This window comes from Agrobacterium sp. SOY23 (genome assembly GCF_027212525.1).
GTDB lineage: Bacteria > Pseudomonadota > Alphaproteobacteria > Rhizobiales > Rhizobiaceae > Agrobacterium > Agrobacterium tumefaciens_I.
On sequence record NZ_JAPWDT010000002.1, the window covers coordinates 550,759 to 565,639 of the forward strand.

Annotated in this window: 14 protein-coding genes; 11 read left to right on the forward strand and 3 right to left on the reverse strand. The window is 60.6% G+C overall.

Annotated elements, in window-relative coordinates:
- Window positions 1-45: 45 nt before the first annotated feature.
- Complete coding sequence (locus O3S81_RS07865; protein ID WP_269342081.1) at window positions 46-1,062, reverse strand: polyprenyl synthetase family protein; 1,017 nt, start codon at window positions 1,060-1,062, stop codon at window positions 46-48.
- A 111-nt stretch (window positions 1,063-1,173) separates the two neighbouring features.
- Between O3S81_RS07865 and O3S81_RS07870 the strand changes: the two genes are divergently transcribed.
- The 11 genes from O3S81_RS07870 (at window position 1,174) to O3S81_RS07920 (ending at window position 12,070) form a co-directional block, all read left to right on the forward strand.
- Window positions 1,174-1,404: a putative signal transducing protein gene (locus O3S81_RS07870; protein WP_003503261.1), complete on the forward strand. Its 231-nt coding sequence runs from the start codon at window positions 1,174-1,176 to the stop codon at window positions 1,402-1,404.
- Between the two features lie 6 nt (window positions 1,405-1,410).
- On the forward strand, window positions 1,411-2,211 hold the full coding sequence (locus O3S81_RS07875; protein WP_269342083.1) for a tRNA1(Val) (adenine(37)-N6)-methyltransferase: 801 nt from the start codon (window positions 1,411-1,413) through the stop codon (window positions 2,209-2,211).
- A gap of 91 nt (window positions 2,212-2,302) precedes the next feature.
- Window positions 2,303-3,169, forward strand: coding sequence for a S49 family peptidase (locus O3S81_RS07880; RefSeq protein ID WP_269342084.1), 867 nt, complete (start codon window positions 2,303-2,305; stop codon window positions 3,167-3,169).
- 20 nt (window positions 3,170-3,189) lie between these two features.
- The gene (locus tag O3S81_RS07885; RefSeq protein ID WP_269342085.1) at window positions 3,190-3,384 is read left to right on the forward strand and encodes an NfeD family protein; all 195 of its coding nucleotides are present in this window, start codon (window positions 3,190-3,192) and stop codon (window positions 3,382-3,384) included.
- 100 nt (window positions 3,385-3,484) lie between these two features.
- The gene (locus O3S81_RS07890) at window positions 3,485-4,447 is read left to right on the forward strand and encodes a glycine--tRNA ligase subunit alpha (protein WP_269342087.1); all 963 of its coding nucleotides are present in this window, start codon (window positions 3,485-3,487) and stop codon (window positions 4,445-4,447) included.
- Between the two features lie 94 nt (window positions 4,448-4,541).
- On the forward strand, window positions 4,542-4,937 hold the full coding sequence (locus O3S81_RS07895) for a hypothetical protein (RefSeq protein WP_269342089.1): 396 nt from the start codon (window positions 4,542-4,544) through the stop codon (window positions 4,935-4,937).
- Window positions 4,938-5,056: 119 nt separating this feature from the next.
- Complete coding sequence (locus O3S81_RS07900) at window positions 5,057-5,608, forward strand: LemA family protein (protein WP_269342090.1); 552 nt, start codon at window positions 5,057-5,059, stop codon at window positions 5,606-5,608.
- Between the two features lie 74 nt (window positions 5,609-5,682).
- The gene (locus O3S81_RS07905) at window positions 5,683-6,960 is read left to right on the forward strand and encodes a 3-phosphoshikimate 1-carboxyvinyltransferase (RefSeq protein WP_269342091.1); all 1,278 of its coding nucleotides are present in this window, start codon (window positions 5,683-5,685) and stop codon (window positions 6,958-6,960) included.
- Between the two features lie 192 nt (window positions 6,961-7,152).
- The gene (locus tag O3S81_RS07910; RefSeq protein ID WP_269342092.1) at window positions 7,153-9,090 is read left to right on the forward strand and encodes a DUF2207 domain-containing protein; all 1,938 of its coding nucleotides are present in this window, start codon (window positions 7,153-7,155) and stop codon (window positions 9,088-9,090) included.
- Window positions 9,091-9,190: 100 nt separating this feature from the next.
- Window positions 9,191-11,344, forward strand: coding sequence for a glycine--tRNA ligase subunit beta (glyS, locus tag O3S81_RS07915; protein ID WP_269342093.1), 2,154 nt, complete (start codon window positions 9,191-9,193; stop codon window positions 11,342-11,344).
- 240 nt (window positions 11,345-11,584) lie between these two features.
- A complete protein-coding gene (locus O3S81_RS07920) occupies window positions 11,585-12,070 on the forward strand; it encodes a DUF523 domain-containing protein (protein WP_269342094.1) in 486 nt (161 codons plus the stop codon).
- A gap of 58 nt (window positions 12,071-12,128) precedes the next feature.
- On the opposite strand, the gene O3S81_RS07925 is transcribed toward O3S81_RS07920, so the two are convergent.
- Entirely contained in the window at window positions 12,129-13,952 is a 1,824-nt protein-coding gene (locus tag O3S81_RS07925) for a methyl-accepting chemotaxis protein (protein WP_269342096.1), read from the reverse strand.
- A 324-nt stretch (window positions 13,953-14,276) separates the two neighbouring features.
- Window positions 14,277-14,780: a plant virulence effector HPE1-like domain-containing protein gene (locus tag O3S81_RS07930; RefSeq protein ID WP_269342097.1), complete on the reverse strand. Its 504-nt coding sequence runs from the start codon at window positions 14,778-14,780 to the stop codon at window positions 14,277-14,279.
- Window positions 14,781-14,881 lie beyond the last annotated feature (101 nt).

Here is a 14,881-nt window from a genome sequence, read left to right on the forward strand (position 1 = left end):
CGGGCGGATGGTCCTGTCCATCCGCCGTTTGCATGGCCTTGTGCCTCAGTTGAGACGCTCGATGCAGAAGTCGATGACTTCCAGCAATGCGTCTTTCCAGGCGCTTTGCGGCAGGGGCGCAAGTGCGTCACGGGCAATGGTGCCGTAATGCGTGGCGCGGCCGATCGTATCGGCAAGACCGTTATATTTGGTGATCAGGCCGAGCGCCTTCTCCAGGTTCTCGTCGCTGCTTTCGCCCTTTTCGATGGCGTTGCGCCAGAAGGCGCGCTCATCCTGCGTGCCGCGGCGATAGGACAGGATAACCGGCAGCGTGATCTTGCCTTCGCGGAAATCGTCACCGGTGTTCTTGCCGAGATCGGCGGACTTTCCACCGTAGTCCAACACGTCATCGACCAGCTGGAAAGCGAGGCCGAGATTCATGCCGTAGGATTTGAGCGCGCTGCGGGTTGCCTTGTCCGTCTTGGCGACGATGGGGCCGACTTCGGCTGCGGCGGCAAAGAGGGCGGCCGTCTTGGCACGAATCACCTGCAGGTAATCGTCCTCGGTCGTTTCCATGTTCTTGGCGACCGAAAGCTGCAGCACCTCGCCTTCGGCGATCACCGAAGCTGCCGTGGAGAGCACGTCGAGCGCATCCAGCGAACCGACATCCACCATCATGCGGAAGGCCTGGCCGAGCAGGAAGTCGCCGACGAGAACGCTTGCCTGGTTGCCCCAGATGGTGCGCGCGGTGGATTTGCCGCGGCGCAGATCGCTTTCGTCCACCACATCGTCGTGCAAAAGCGTCGCCGTGTGCATGAACTCCACGCTTGTGGCGAGCTTGATGTGATTGTCGCCCTCGTAGCCGAACATCGAGGCCGAGGCGAGCGTCAGCATCGGCCGCAGGCGCTTGCCGCCGGAGGAGATGAGATGATTGGCCACCTCTGGTATCATCTGGACATCGGAACCGGCCTTGGAAAGGATAAGCTGGTTCACCCGTTCCATGTCGGGGCGGGTCAGGTCGACAAGCGGCTTGACGGATGCGAGTTTGTTTTTGCTTTCTTCAAGCGGTATGACGACGCCCAAGGGACAGGACTCCTGTTCGAATTTGTATTTGACAATAAAAACTGGCGCCTTGCGCGGCAAGGGGCGAATTGCCGCTAGCCATTCAAAAAGATGGGAATTTAGGGCTTATCCATGCGTGAACTGATCCGTACCAACGATGCCGTGCTTCTTTCCTTCGCTGAAAGCCTGATGAAGGACGCCGGCATCCATTGCCTCATTGCCGATCAGGCGATGAGCATTCTGGAGGGATCGCTCGGTCTTTTGCCGCGAAGGTTCCTGGTGGAAGAAGACCGTGCCGACCAGGCCCGCCGCATTCTCATCGATGCCGGGCTGGGCGACGAGTTGCGCAACGAAGAGGCTTGAGCGGCGGTGGGCGACGGCATTTCCGAAACGATCGACGCCTTTCACCGGGGCCGGTTTCACATCATCCAGCCGAAGGGCAGGGGGCACCGGGCGGGCATGGATGCCATGCTTCTGGCCTCCCTGGTGGCGGATGACCGCGCCTGCCGCATTGCCGATCTCGGCGCCGGCGCCGGCGCCGCCGGCATGGCGGTGGCGGCGCGGCTCGAAAATGCCGAAGTGACGCTTTACGAGCGCTCCCCGGAAATGGCGGAATTTGCCCGCCGCAGCCTCGAATTGTCGGAAAATGCCGCTTTTTCCCCTCGGGTGAATGTGCGCGAGGCCGATGTGACCCTGCGGGCGAAAGCGCGCGCCGAAGCGGGGTTGCCCGATGATTATTTCCATCACGTCATCATGAACCCGCCCTATAATGATGCGGGCGACCGCCGCACGCCGGATGCCCTGAAGGCGGAAGCGCATGCCATGACGGATGGCCTGTTCGAGGACTGGATCAGGACCGCGGGCGCGATCATGGTTTCGGGCGGGCAGCTTTCGCTCATTTCACGGCCGCAATCGGTGGCGGAGATCATCGCCGCCTGCGGCAGCCGTTTCGGCGGCATGGAGATCACTCTCATCCATCCGCGTCCCGGCGAGGATGCGGTGCGCATGCTTGTGACCGCGATCAAGGGTTCACGCGCGCGACTGTCCTTCCGCGCGCCGCTCATCATGCACGAGACCGGCAGCCATGCCTTTACTCCCTTCGTGGATGACCTGAACAATGGCCGTGCCGCCTATTCACGTAATGTAAGGGCAATCCGGTCCGCGTCATAAATATCGCGGTTCCGCCGGTCGCAAACCATTGCGTTTTCCGGGGCGATACATACATCCGTGACGAACGGATAAATGCTGCGAGGATTGAGTAGTGGGTTTTCTGAAGTATCTGGTGCCGAAACGCTTTCGTAAAAAAGAGCTCGTCATCCCGGTGGTGCGCATGCATGGCGCAATCATGGCCGGCGGCAACCAGTTCCGTCCCGCTCTCAATCTCGCCTCCTATGCGCCGCTGCTTGAAAAGGCCTTCGCCATCAAGGATGCCCCGGCCGTCGCCATCTCGCTCAATTCGCCCGGCGGCTCGCCGGTGCAGGCGCGGATGATCTATAACCGCATCCGCCAGCTGGCCGAGGAAAAGGACAAGAAGGTCCTGATCTTCGTGGAGGATGTGGCAGCCTCCGGCGGCTACATGATCGCGCTTGCCGGCGACGAGATCATCGCCGACCCCACCTCCATTGTCGGTTCGATCGGTGTCGTGTCCGGCGGTTTCGGCTTTCCGGAAATGCTGAAGAAGATCGGTGTGGAGCGCCGCGTCTATACGGCCGGGGAGAACAAGGTCATCCTCGATCCGTTCCAGCCGGAAAAGGAAGGCGATATCGACTACCTGAAGTCGCTGCAGGTGGAAATCCACACCGTCTTCATCGACATGGTCAAGATGCGCCGCGGCTCGAAACTGAAGGGCGATGAGGCGATTTTCTCCGGCCTGTTCTGGACCGGCATGCGCGGCCTCGATCTCGGCCTGATCGACGGACTGGGCGACATGCGGGACGTGCTGCGCCGCCGTTACGGCGAAAAGGTCAAGCTCCAGCTCGTCAGCGGCGGGCGCTCGCTGTTCGGTAAAAAGGTGCCGGGCGTGAATGCCGCGCTTGGCCTCGACGCGGACAGGCTGGCGGCCGGAGCCGTCTCGGGTCTTGCGGAGGTCGCCGAAGAAAAGGCATTGTGGTCGCGTTTCGGTCTATGATGTCGCGGGAATAAAGCCCTATGGCGCAGCTCATTACAATTCTTCTGCTGGTGGTGGGATCCATCATCCTCTATCGCCGCTTCGTTCGCGATGCGGAAAAGCTTTCGGCGAAATCGAAACAGCGCGAGAAGGAACGCGAAACCGGCGCCATTGGCACGCTGATCAAGGATCCCGAAACCGGCGAGTACCGCGTGAAGCGCGAGGACGAGACGTAAGGCTTCGGCTTTACGCATAAAACCTTGACCCCCACGCCACGCCGTGGCACCAGTCCGCATCCGAAGTAAGTCAAGGCTTACTTGTCCTCCTAACGCCGCGATGACTGAAATGACCGATATTCCCGACCATATGAACCCGAAGCGTTCCTTTCAGGCGTTGATCCTGACGCTGCACAATTACTGGGCCGACAAGGGCTGCGCGGTGCTGCAGCCCTATGATATGGAAGTTGGCGCGGGCACGTTTCATCCGGCAACCACGCTGCGTGCGCTGGGGCCGAAGCCGTGGAAGGCCGCTTATGTGCAGCCCTCGCGCCGCCCGTCCGACGGCCGTTATGGGGAAAACCCGAACCGTTTGCAGCATTATTACCAGTACCAGGTCATTCTGAAGCCCAATCCGTCCAACCTTCAGGAACTCTATCTCGGTTCGCTGAAGGCGATTGGCCTCGATCCGCTCTTGCATGATGTGCGCTTCGTTGAAGATGACTGGGAAAGCCCGACGCTCGGCGCCTGGGGTCTCGGCTGGGAATGCTGGTGTGATGGCATGGAAGTCTCGCAGTTCACCTATTTCCAGCAGGTCTGCGGCATCGAATGTTCGCCGGTGGCGGGTGAGCTCACCTATGGTCTGGAGCGTCTGGCCATGTATGTTCAGGGCGTCGACAATGTCTACGACCTGAACTTCAACGGCCGCGAGGGCGAAGAGAAGATTTCCTATGGCGACGTCTTCCTGCAGGCCGAGCAGGAATATTCCCGCCACAACTTCGAATTTGCCGATACGGCCATGCTGCATCGCCATTTCATCGATGCGGAAAAGGAATGCCTGGCGCTTCTCGCTGCCGGTGCGCCTGGCGATGACGACAATCAGCGCCTGCACAAATGTGTATTCCCGGCCTATGACCAGTGCATCAAGGCCAGCCATGTCTTCAACCTGCTGGATGCGCGCGGCGTGATCTCGGTGACGGAACGCCAGAGCTATATCCTGCGCGTGCGCACGCTGGCGAAAGCCTGCGGCGAAGCCTTCCTGCTGACGGATGCCGGCGGGCTGAACTGGAACAGGGCCGCCTGATTTTGGAAGATGGTTTCACGCCAAAGTTTCAATGCATTTGAAAGGCCGTTCTTGACGGCCTTTTATTTTGCGTTGATGGATGACGTGAAACATCATGGTGGATTTGAGTATGAATATTAGAAGCCTAGTTTTTTTACCTGTATTGATGCTCTCGTGTCTTCTCGGTAACGCTGCGGCTGCCGAAACAACCGAATGGATGAGCGGCAACGATGCCTTTGTGCGCGCAGATAAGCTGCGGACGTTCGGCATGATCGTTACGCGTATGGATTGCAAGGACAGCGGCCAGCGATCACTTGATGTTGGTAGCGCACTCGTCCGCATGCACTACACGCGCAACACGAAGATGCTCGACTGGAGAATAGACGGCTGGAACCATCTGCAGGAGAACAAGAACTATTGGGCGGAACGCGGTTACACGCTTGCCTCTCACACCGTTTTTGTAAGGAAGACATCCGGTCTGCGATTATATTGCACCGTCTACAATAAATGACGTGGCACGCTGGTCGCGGTTTTCTCCTCCTCGCAAAAAGGGACAGAATGACCGAAGCCCCATGACTTTGCGGCAATGAGCCGCTATCGTGCGCGCATCGAAGCTGGGAATCGCAATTCATGTTCATCACGCTGGCAATCATCGCGGCAATCGCGCTTTATGTCGTCTTCATCTATAACGGCCTCGTCAAGGCGCGGCAGATGAAGGAAGAGGCGTGGTCGGGCATCGACGTGCAGCTGAAGCGCCGTGCCGATCTCATTCCCAACCTCATCGAGACCGTGAAGGGTTACGCGGCGCATGAAAAGAGCACCTTCGAGGAGGTGATCAACCTGCGCAACCGGGCACAGGCCGTGCCGGCTGGCGATGTCGAAGGCCGTGCCCAGGCGGAAGGGTTGCTGTCGCAGGCGCTCGGCAAACTTTTTGCCCTCGCGGAAGCCTATCCCGACCTCAAGGCCAACACGAATTTTCTGGAATTGCAGCGGTCGCTCGAAACCATCGAAGGCGAACTCCAGATGTCGCGCCGTTATTACAATGGCGCCGCGCGCGATCTCAACGTCAAGGTGGAGAGCTTCCCCTCCAATCTGGTCGCTGGACAGTTCGGTTTTGCCAAGGCGCCCTATTTCGAGATCGACAACCCGGCCGACCGCGCCGTGCCGACCGTGAAATTCTAAGCACCGGCTCCCAATCTCCCGCCGATATTCCGATAATCCGGCCTTTCGCCGCATTCTTTGACAAGACGACAATCATGATCGAACTGACCATCACCCCGCCCGGCCACCCACTTTCCGGCAAGGTGGAGCCGCCCGGTTCCAAATCCATCACCAATCGCGCGCTTTTGCTCGCCGGTCTTGCCAAAGGCAAAAGCCGTCTGACCGGCGCACTGAAAAGCGACGATACACTTTATATGGCCGAAGCCCTGCGCGAGATGGGCGTGAAGGTCACCGAGCCTGATGCCACCACTTTCGTGGTCGAAAGCTCGGGCGTGCTGCAGCAGCCGGAAAAGCCGCTTTTCCTCGGCAATGCCGGCACCGCCACCCGCTTCCTCACTGCCGCCGCTGCCCTTGTGGATGGCGCCGTCATCATCGATGGCGACGAACACATGCGCAAGCGCCCGATCATGCCGCTGGTGGAAGCGCTGCGTTCGCTCGGCGTCGAGGCGGAAGCGCCGACCAGCTGCCCGCCCGTTACCGTCTGCGGCAAGGGCACCGGGTTCCCGAAGGGCAGCGTCACCATCGATGCCAACCTCTCCAGCCAATATGTGTCGGCGCTTCTGATGGCTGCGGCCTGCGGCGACAAGCCGGTGGACATCATCCTCAAGGGCGAGGAAATCGGCGCGAAGGGTTATATCGATCTCACCACATCGGCCATGGAAGCCTTCGGCGCGAAGGTGGAGCGGGTCAGCAACGCCATCTGGCGCGTGCACCCGACGGGCTACACGGCAACCGATTTCCACATCGAGCCGGATGCCTCCGCCGCCACCTATCTCTGGGGCGTGGAGCTTCTGACCGGCGGCGCGATCGATATCGGCACGCCAGCCGATAAATTCACCCAGCCGGATGCCAAGGCCCATGAGGTCATGGCGAAGTTTCCGCATCTGCCCGCCGAAATCGATGGTTCGCAAATGCAGGACGCCATTCCGACCATCGCGGTTCTGGCCGCCTTCAACGAAACGCCAGTGCGTTTCGTCGGCATCGCCAATCTGCGCGTCAAGGAATGCGACCGCATCCGCGCCGTCTCGCTCGGCCTCAACGAAATCCGTAACGGTCTGGCGCATGAGGAAGGCGACGACCTGATCGTGCATTCCGATCCGTCGCTCGCGGGCCAGACGGTGAATGCTTCCATCGATACCTTCGCCGATCACCGCATCGCCATGAGCTTTGCACTGGCGGCGCTGAAGATCGGCGGCATCGCCATCCAGAACCCGGCCTGCGTGGGCAAGACCTATCCGGGCTACTGGAAAGCGCTTGCCTCGCTTGGCGTCGAGTATACGGAAAAGGAAAACGCTGCCGAGCCGCAGCATTAGAAGAACGGTTCAACTCCGTCATTCCGGCCTTGAGCCGGAATTCAGCGCGATCAAGGACTTGATCGCGAAAGACTCTTCAAGCTGCGCCGACGCGCGGCTGCTGGATACCGGGTCTAGCCCGATATGACGGAAACGACTGTACGTGCATCAGTTGAAACCGGAAACGCTCTGACCCCTCAAGGAGGATCGCCCGTGAAGACCATCGCCGCAAGACTTCTCGCGCTGTTCGTCTTCCTGGGCGTGGCCTTCCCGGTTTTGGCGGAAGAGTTCATACGCTCCTACCACTCCGTTGTGGAAATTGCGCAGGACGGCAAGCTGACGGTGACGGAAACCATCACTGCACGCGCCGAAGGCCAGAACATCAAGCGCGGCATCTTCCGTGATTTCCCGCTTTATGCGCTCGATGCCAATAACCGCCGCACCAAGGTGGATTTCAACGTCGTTTCGGTGGAGCGTGATGGTGCGCCGGAAAACTGGCGCACCGAAAATATCGATGGCGGTATCCGCATCTATACCGGCAGCGCCGACCGCTTTTTGCCGACCGGCGAGCACATCTTCCAGATTACCTACACCACCGCCCGGCAAATCCGTTACTTCAGCGATTATGACGAGCTGACCTGGAACGTCACCGGCAATGGCTGGCAGTTCCCGATGGGCGAGATTTCCGCCACCATCACGCTACCACAGGGCGTCAAGGCTACCGATACCGCCGTTTTCACCGGTCCCCTTGGTGCCAAGGGCAAGGATGCGCGTATTCTAAGTGAAGGCAACGAGGTGTTTTTTGCCTCCACCCGCCCGTTTTCGGTGGGCGAGGGGATGACGGTTGCGGTCAAGCTGCCCAAGGGGGCCATTGCCGCGCCGGAGACCTCGCAGGAGGCGGGCTGGTGGCTGCGGGATAATCTCGCCATCCTGCTTTCCGGCGGCGGGCTTTTTGCCGTGCTGCTTTATTATCTCCGGGCATGGTTCGCGGTGGGCCGCGACCCCGCCAGAGGTGTGATCGTGCCGCGTTGGGATGCGCCGGAGGGGCTCTCCCCGGCCCTGGTCAACTACGTCGATAACAGAGGTTTTTCCGGCGCCGGCTGGACGGCGCTCTCCGCCTCGGCCCTTGATCTGGCGGTGAAGGGTTATGTCGTTCTGGAAGACCTGAAGAATTCCATCGTCATTCGCCGCACGGAAAAGGCAACCGCCGCCGATCTGCCAACCGGGCAGAAGACGCTGCTCTCCTCCATCGGCGGTCCACGCGAAACACTGACCATCGACAAGGCCCACGGGGCGGAGGTTGAGAAGGTCGGCAAGCAGTTCCGCGCAGCGATAGAGAAGGAACACCGCGGCAAATATTACCGCAGCAATGCCGGTTACACCGTCTTCGGCATCTTTTTCAGCATTGCCGTCATCATCGCGACGCTTGTCTTTGGTGACCTCGATGAGAGCGCCATTGCCGCCGTTCTGGTCTTCGGCTTTTTCGCCTTCTTCTTCAGCATCCTGTCGATTGGCATCGGCCGGCAGTTCTCGCGCGGCGCGCCGCTGCGCAAGCGCATTGGCGGCATCGTCATGCTGGCTTTTGCCGGCTTCGTGGCCTTTTCAGCCATCGGCGGCATCGCCACACAAATCCTGCTGGATGTGACGCATGACACAAAGTCGCTGGCGCTGGCCGCGATTGGCGGCATCGTGCTCACCAATGCGCTTTTCCTGTTCCTGATGGGTGCGCCAACGCCGCTCGGCCGCAAGCTGATGGATGGTATCGAAGGCCTCCGAACCTATCTGACGCTGGCGGAAAAGGACCGGATGAACATGGCAGGTGCGCCGGCCATGTCGCCACAGCATTTTGAAACGCTGCTGCCCTATGCCGTGGCGCTCGGCGTCGAAAAACCGTGGAGCCGCACCTTTGAGGCCTGGCTTGCGACAGCCGCCGCCGGTGTCGCTGCGGCAAGTTATGCGCCCGGCTGGTATGCGGGCAGCAATTACGGCAGCTTTGGCGACCGTATCGGCGGCTTTTCCACCTCCATGGCCAATACCATCGCGTCGACCATTCCCCAGCCGGTCAGTTCCTCCGGCTCCAGCTTTTCGGGCGGTGGTGGCGGCGGTTCTTCCGGCTCCGGCGGTGGCGGCGGTGGTGGCGGCGGCTGGTAACGCCCGAGCGCGGTAATTTAACCGAATGCATTGGTGACTTTTGCCGCGTTGCTTGCTAAGCCGACCGCAATCGTCCGACAACAGATAAAGTCCTGATCCCATGCCTGATCTTCTGCTTGAACTCCGCTCCGAGGAAATCCCCGCCCGCATGCAGCGCAAGGCGGCTGGCGATCTGAAGAAACTCGTCACCGATGCCTTGGTAGAGAGAGGGCTGACCTATGAGGGCGCGCGCGAATATTGGACGCCACGTCGCCTGACGCTGGATATTCGTGGCCTCAACGCCCGCTCCGCCGACGTGCGTGAGGAAAAGAAGGGTCCGCGCACCGATGCCAATGAAAAGGCCATCGAGGGCTTCCTGCGCGGCGCCGGCCTCAATGATATTTCCGAGGCTCAGGTCGTTTCCGATCCGAAGAAGGGCGATTTCTACATCGCCATCATCAACAAGCCCGGCCGCCCGGCGGAAGAGATCATCGCCGAGGTGATGCCCGGCATCATCCGCTCCTTCCCCTGGCCGAAATCCATGCGCTCCGGCCCGGCTTCCATGCCGAAGGGTTCCAGCTATGCGGGCATTGAAGGCAAGGGCTCGGAAAGCCTGCGCTGGGTGCGGCCGCTGCAATCCATCGTCTGCCTGTTCGGCCCCGAACATGACGAAACGCAGGTCATTCCTTTTGCGATTGACGGCATCGTCGCCGGCAACGTCACCTATGGCCACCGTTTCCATGCACCCGGCCCGATCACCGTGCGCCGTTTCGAGGATTATGTCTCGAGCCTCGAAAAGGCGAAGGTCATTCTCGACGCCGAGCGCCGCAAGGATATCATCCTGCACGATGCCAAGGATCTGGCCTTCGCCAACGGTCTCGAGTTGGTGGAAGACGAGGGTCTGCTGGAAGAAGTTTCCGGCCTCGTCGAATGGCCGCAGGTGCTGATGGGCACCTTCGAGGAGGATTATCTGCAAATCCCGGCGGAAATCATCCGCCTCACCATCAAGACCAACCAGAAGTGTTTCGTCACCCGCAATCAGGGTGCGGAAGAGGGGCTTTCCAACCGCTTCATCCTGATCTCGAACATCGAGGCAAGCGATGGCGGCAAGGAAATCATCCATGGCAATGGCAAAGTCGTGCGCGCCCGTCTGTCGGACGCCCGCCATTTCTGGAACCGCGACCAGGGCGATCTCCCCGATCTCGAAACGCTGAAGGATTCGGCTGCGAAATTCAGCCTCGATCTCAAGAAGCCGCTCGATCAGCGCATGGCCAAGCTCGATGCGTTGAACGTCACCTTCCATGCCAAGCTCGGCACGCAGGGTGAACGTGTGGCCCGTATCCGCGAGCTGGCCAAGGCACTGGCCCCGGTCGTCGGTGCCGATGAAACGCTGGTGGACCGCGCGGTGGTACTGGCCAAGGCCGACCTGCGCACCGAAGCCGTTGGTGAATTCCCCGAGCTTCAGGGCCTGATGGGCCGCAAATATGCGACCTTACAGGGCGAAAACGAAAGCGTGGCCGCTGCGATTGAGGATCACTACAAACCGCAAGGCCCCTCCGACCGCCTGCCGGCCGACAAGGTTGCGATTACGGTCGCTCTGGCCGACAAGCTCGATACGCTCGTCGGTTTCTGGGCCATCGATGAAAAGCCGACGGGTTCGAAGGACCCCTTCGCGCTGCGCCGCGCGGCATTGGGTGTGGTACGTATTCTGCTTGAGAAAAACGTGCGGCTTCCGCTGCTGAGCGTTGCGAAGGATCCGGACCTTCTCTCCTTCTTCCACGACCGCCTGAAAGTCTACCTCCGCGATCTCGGCGCGCGTTACGATCTGATCGACGCTGTCCTGACGCCCGAATCCGATGATCTCCTGATGATCGCCCGCCGTGTTGAGGCGCTCACCGCCTTCATCACCGGCGAGGATGGCAGGAACCTTCTGGCGGGTGCCAAGCGCGCAACACAGCTTCTGGCCGCCGAGGAAAAGAAGGGCACCGTCGTCGCCGATGGCGTTTCGGAAGAGCTTTTGAAGCTCGATGCCGAAAAGGCGCTTTATGCGGCGATCAAGACCGCCTCTGCCGATGCCGCCAAGGCCGTTGCCGGTGAGGATTTCCGCTCGGCCATGCAGGCGCTTTCGACGCTGCGCGCGCCCGTGGACAAGTTCTTCGAGGATGTGCTCGTGAATGACGAGGATGCGGCCATCCGCGCCAACCGTCTGGCGCTGCTGAAGGCCATCCGTGAAGCGACCGGGACGGTTGCGGATTTCTCGAAGATTACGGGGTGATGGGTTTTGGGTGGCCGGGACGGCAACGTGCGCGGTTCACCCCCCTCTGTCCTGCCGGACATCTCCCCCTCAAGGGGGGAGATCGGCAAGGCGGTTGCTCCCCACAAAAATTTGCAACGTCGAATATGATCGAGGCGTCGCCACGATTCGATCTCCCCCCTTGTGGGGGAGATGCCCGGCAGGGCAGAGGGGGGTAAATCCGGCTTCCACCTTCACCGGACTCGTTTTAGATTGATCGACATGATCCCCAAAATCCTCATCAGCGCCTGCCTCCTCGGCCAGCCCGTCCGCTACGACGGCAAGGGAAAACCTCTAACTCACCCGGCAATCGAACGCTGGCGGAAGGAGGGCAGGCTGGTAACGATCTGCCCGGAAATGGCCGGCGGCATGCCTGTCCCACGTCCGCCGGCGGAGATAGAAAACGGGGCTTCTGGCCTTGATGTGCTGGAGGGCCGCGCCCGCGTGCTGGAGGTGACCGGCGGCGATGTCACGGCCCAATTTATCGCCGGTGCGGAAAAGGCGCTGGCCTTCGCCAGGGCCCATGCCTGTACCCACGCGCTGCTGATCGACGGCAGTCCGTCATGCGGATCAGTCGCGATCTATGACGGTTCGTTCTCCGGCATCAAACACGCGGGCAATGGCGTGACCTCGGCGTTGCTCGAAAAAGCCGGTATTGCGGTCTTTTCCCCGGCCGATATCGACCGACTGGACGCGCTGACACGTTGAAACAAAAAGCGCCGGAGTTTCCCCCGGCGCTGTTCTTCATCGATAGCCTCGGAGCATATCACCCCGCCATCCGCATCTCGCGCACCACATCATGCAGCTGGTGGCCGGAAGAGACGCGGAAGCCGCGGATGAGGTTCAGCAGCTCTTCGGTGTCGACTGCCAGCGCTTCGGCCGATGCCGTGGTTTCTTCCGCCATGGCGGCATTGTGCTGGGTGGCGACGTCGAGCTGGTTGAGCGAAGACGAGATCGAGCGCAGCGTCGTATCCTGTTCGGCGGCCGAATGGGCGATCTTGCTGACGATCTCGTTGGCGGATTTGATCTGGTCCGAGATGCGTTTCAGTGCGTCGCCGGCTTCGCCGACAAGGCGCACGCCGTTTTCTACCTGGGCGGAAGAGCGGGCGATTTGGTCCTTGATCTCCTTGGCGGCGGCGGCGGATTTTTGCGCCAGTTCGCGCACTTCCTGCGCCACCACGGCAAAACCCTTGCCAGCTTCCCCGGCACGCGCCGCTTCCACGCCGGCATTCAGCGCCAGAAGGTTGGTCTGGAAGGCGATGTCGTCGATCACGCCGATGATGTTGGAAATCTGGTCGGAGGATTGTTCGATGCCGCTCATCGCGGTGATCGCCTCTTCCACCACCCGGTCGCTGCGCATGGCTTCCGAGCTGACGGTAGTGACGCGCTTGGCGGCATCCGCAGCACCTTCCGCCGTCTGGCGCACGGCAACCGTCAGCTCGTCAAGCGCTGCGGACGTCTCTTCCAGATTGGCGGCCTGCCGTTCGGTGCGCTGCGAAAGCTCGTTGGAAGCCTTGCGGATTTCTTCCTTGGAGCCGCCAATGTCGATGCTCTTGGAATTCACCTTGGCCATGGCGGCGTCAAGATGGGTCAGCGCCTCGTTGAAGTTGTCGCGCAGCGCCGCATAACGGTTGCCGAGATCGCCACAACGCACGGTCAGATCGCCGCCCGCCAGCTTTTCCAGTGCCTCGCCGATGGTGGTCACGACGCGTGCCTGCAATGCGGCCTCGTCACGCTGCATGTCGAGATTGTTCTGGCGCTCGGCATTGAGCTGCCGCTGCTGTTCTTCCTCGCGGCGCTGCATGGCGTGGCGCTCGCGCACCTTGTCCTGAAGCGAGGCGGTGGCCTTAGCCATCATGCCCACTTCGTTCGTCAGGCCGGTATGGGGAATGGTGAGGGCGACATTTTCATTGGCTACTTCACCGAGGGCACGGTGAATATCGCCAAGCGGTTTCGAAATGCCACGGATGACGTAAAAGGCGGCGGCAAGCGCCAGCACGAAGATGGCGGCGCCGATCGACAGCGCCTTCATCACCTCGCCGCGGACCTGCGCGTTCAGATCATCGATATAAACGCCGGTCACGACCACCACCTGCCAGGGTTCGAAGGCAAGGGCATAGGAACTCTTGGCGTAGTCATTGCCTTCCATGCCGGGCTTCGGGCCGTAAAAATCCGTCTGGCCGCCGCCATTGCGGCCAAGCCGCACCAGCTCGTCGCGATAAGCGAAGCCCTTGCTGTCCGGCTTGCCCTTGAAGCTTTCGCCGACCCGTTTCGCATCGGGATGGAACTTCATCGTCACGTCGTAGTCGTAACCGAAGAGATAGCCGTCCGGGGTAAAGCGGATGGCGCTGACGGTGGCGTAAGCCTGTTTCATGGCCTCGTCGCGTGAAAGCGTCCCGGCCTTTTCCTTGTCATGGAAGGATTGCAGGATGGAAATGGCAGATTGCACCTGCGTGCGCAGCATGCCGTAACGCTCCTCATAGATCGCGTCGGTGGCGGATTTCAGCTGATAGAAGGTCGCCACGGCGAAAGCGGCCATCAGGGCCACCACGAGCACGATCAGTTGACGGGAAATGGAAAGATTCTTCATGGGCGCTCACAAGCGTTTTGCGTCGCGAGCCGGAAAAAGCCGCGCGCTGCCGAAGTTTCGGAAATGGGACAGGGCGCCTTATGCGCGGTGAAGGGCCTGAAAAGCGGGCAACCGCTCCGGCCGCATATTGTGCTGCATCGCACCATGAACGCACTTAGCGGCCAAAAATTTGAAGAAATATTTAATTAGTAAAAGCTTTATCAGCTTCGGCAGGCGGAATAATGATCGGGGAATCTATTCTTCGCCGAATGGTTGTTTTGGTTTTTGGAAATGCAGCGGCGGCGCGATTATTTGACATTCGTCATGAAAAGCGTCACCCGCCGGTCAGTTACCGCGCAGTTTGAAATCCGGGAAGGCGGGCGCGGAAACGGCGGAGGCGCTGGCGGGTCCGGCGGCATTCTCCATGGAGATTTTCTTGACGGCCGCCGTGGTCGTCGTCAGGTCGATGCCGGCCGGCGCCGATACCGTTTCAGCAGGCGTCACCTCGGGTTCTGCCTTGTCATGGGTAGCGATTGCGGTTTCTCCCGGCATCCATGCGGGATTGGTGCTGAGGAAGGTGACGGGTGCGCCGCCGAGCCATGCTTCCGTGCGCATCAGCGTGCGCTTGCCATCCACTTCGCGCATTTCCGTGTGCTGGGTGCCGGGCTGGATGGAGGGAATGGCATAACCCTGTGTCGCGGGTTTTTCCTTAAGGGGCTGGCAGCCTGCGCAATCATGCCGGATGAAGCTGCCATTGCTCACATGCACGCCGTTGATATATTCGATGGAAGACGCCATGGCCGACCCGCCGGTCAGCGCGACAATCGCTGTCAGAAAAAGACGACGCATCGAAAACCCCCGAAGTGACGGCGCAAATCCGTGATTGAGGCACGGTGCGCCATTCAATGTTCAGGCGAAGATTAGCGGTCTTTCGTTTCCATCGGGTCAGC

Excerpts from the sequence above, each read along its gene's own strand:
- O3S81_RS07870 (WP_003503261.1), top strand. The coding sequence starts at position 1,174 with ATGCGTGAACTGATCCGTACCAACGATGCCGTGCTTCTTTCCTTCGCT.
- O3S81_RS07885 (WP_269342085.1), top strand. The coding sequence starts at position 3,190 with ATGGCGCAGCTCATTACAATTCTTCTGCTGGTGGTGGGATCCATCATC.
- O3S81_RS07890 (WP_269342087.1), top strand. The coding sequence starts at position 3,485 with ATGACTGAAATGACCGATATTCCCGACCATATGAACCCGAAGCGTTCC.
- O3S81_RS07895 (WP_269342089.1), top strand. The coding sequence starts at position 4,542 with ATGGTGGATTTGAGTATGAATATTAGAAGCCTAGTTTTTTTACCTGTA.
- O3S81_RS07900 (WP_269342090.1), top strand. The coding sequence starts at position 5,057 with ATGTTCATCACGCTGGCAATCATCGCGGCAATCGCGCTTTATGTCGTC.
- O3S81_RS07905 (WP_269342091.1), top strand. The coding sequence starts at position 5,683 with ATGATCGAACTGACCATCACCCCGCCCGGCCACCCACTTTCCGGCAAG.
- glyS (WP_269342093.1), top strand. The coding sequence starts at position 9,191 with ATGCCTGATCTTCTGCTTGAACTCCGCTCCGAGGAAATCCCCGCCCGC.
- O3S81_RS07920 (WP_269342094.1), top strand. The coding sequence starts at position 11,585 with ATGATCCCCAAAATCCTCATCAGCGCCTGCCTCCTCGGCCAGCCCGTC.
- O3S81_RS07925 (WP_269342096.1), bottom strand. The coding sequence starts at position 13,952 with ATGAAGAATCTTTCCATTTCCCGTCAACTGATCGTGCTCGTGGTGGCC.
- O3S81_RS07930 (WP_269342097.1), bottom strand. The coding sequence starts at position 14,780 with ATGCGTCGTCTTTTTCTGACAGCGATTGTCGCGCTGACCGGCGGGTCG.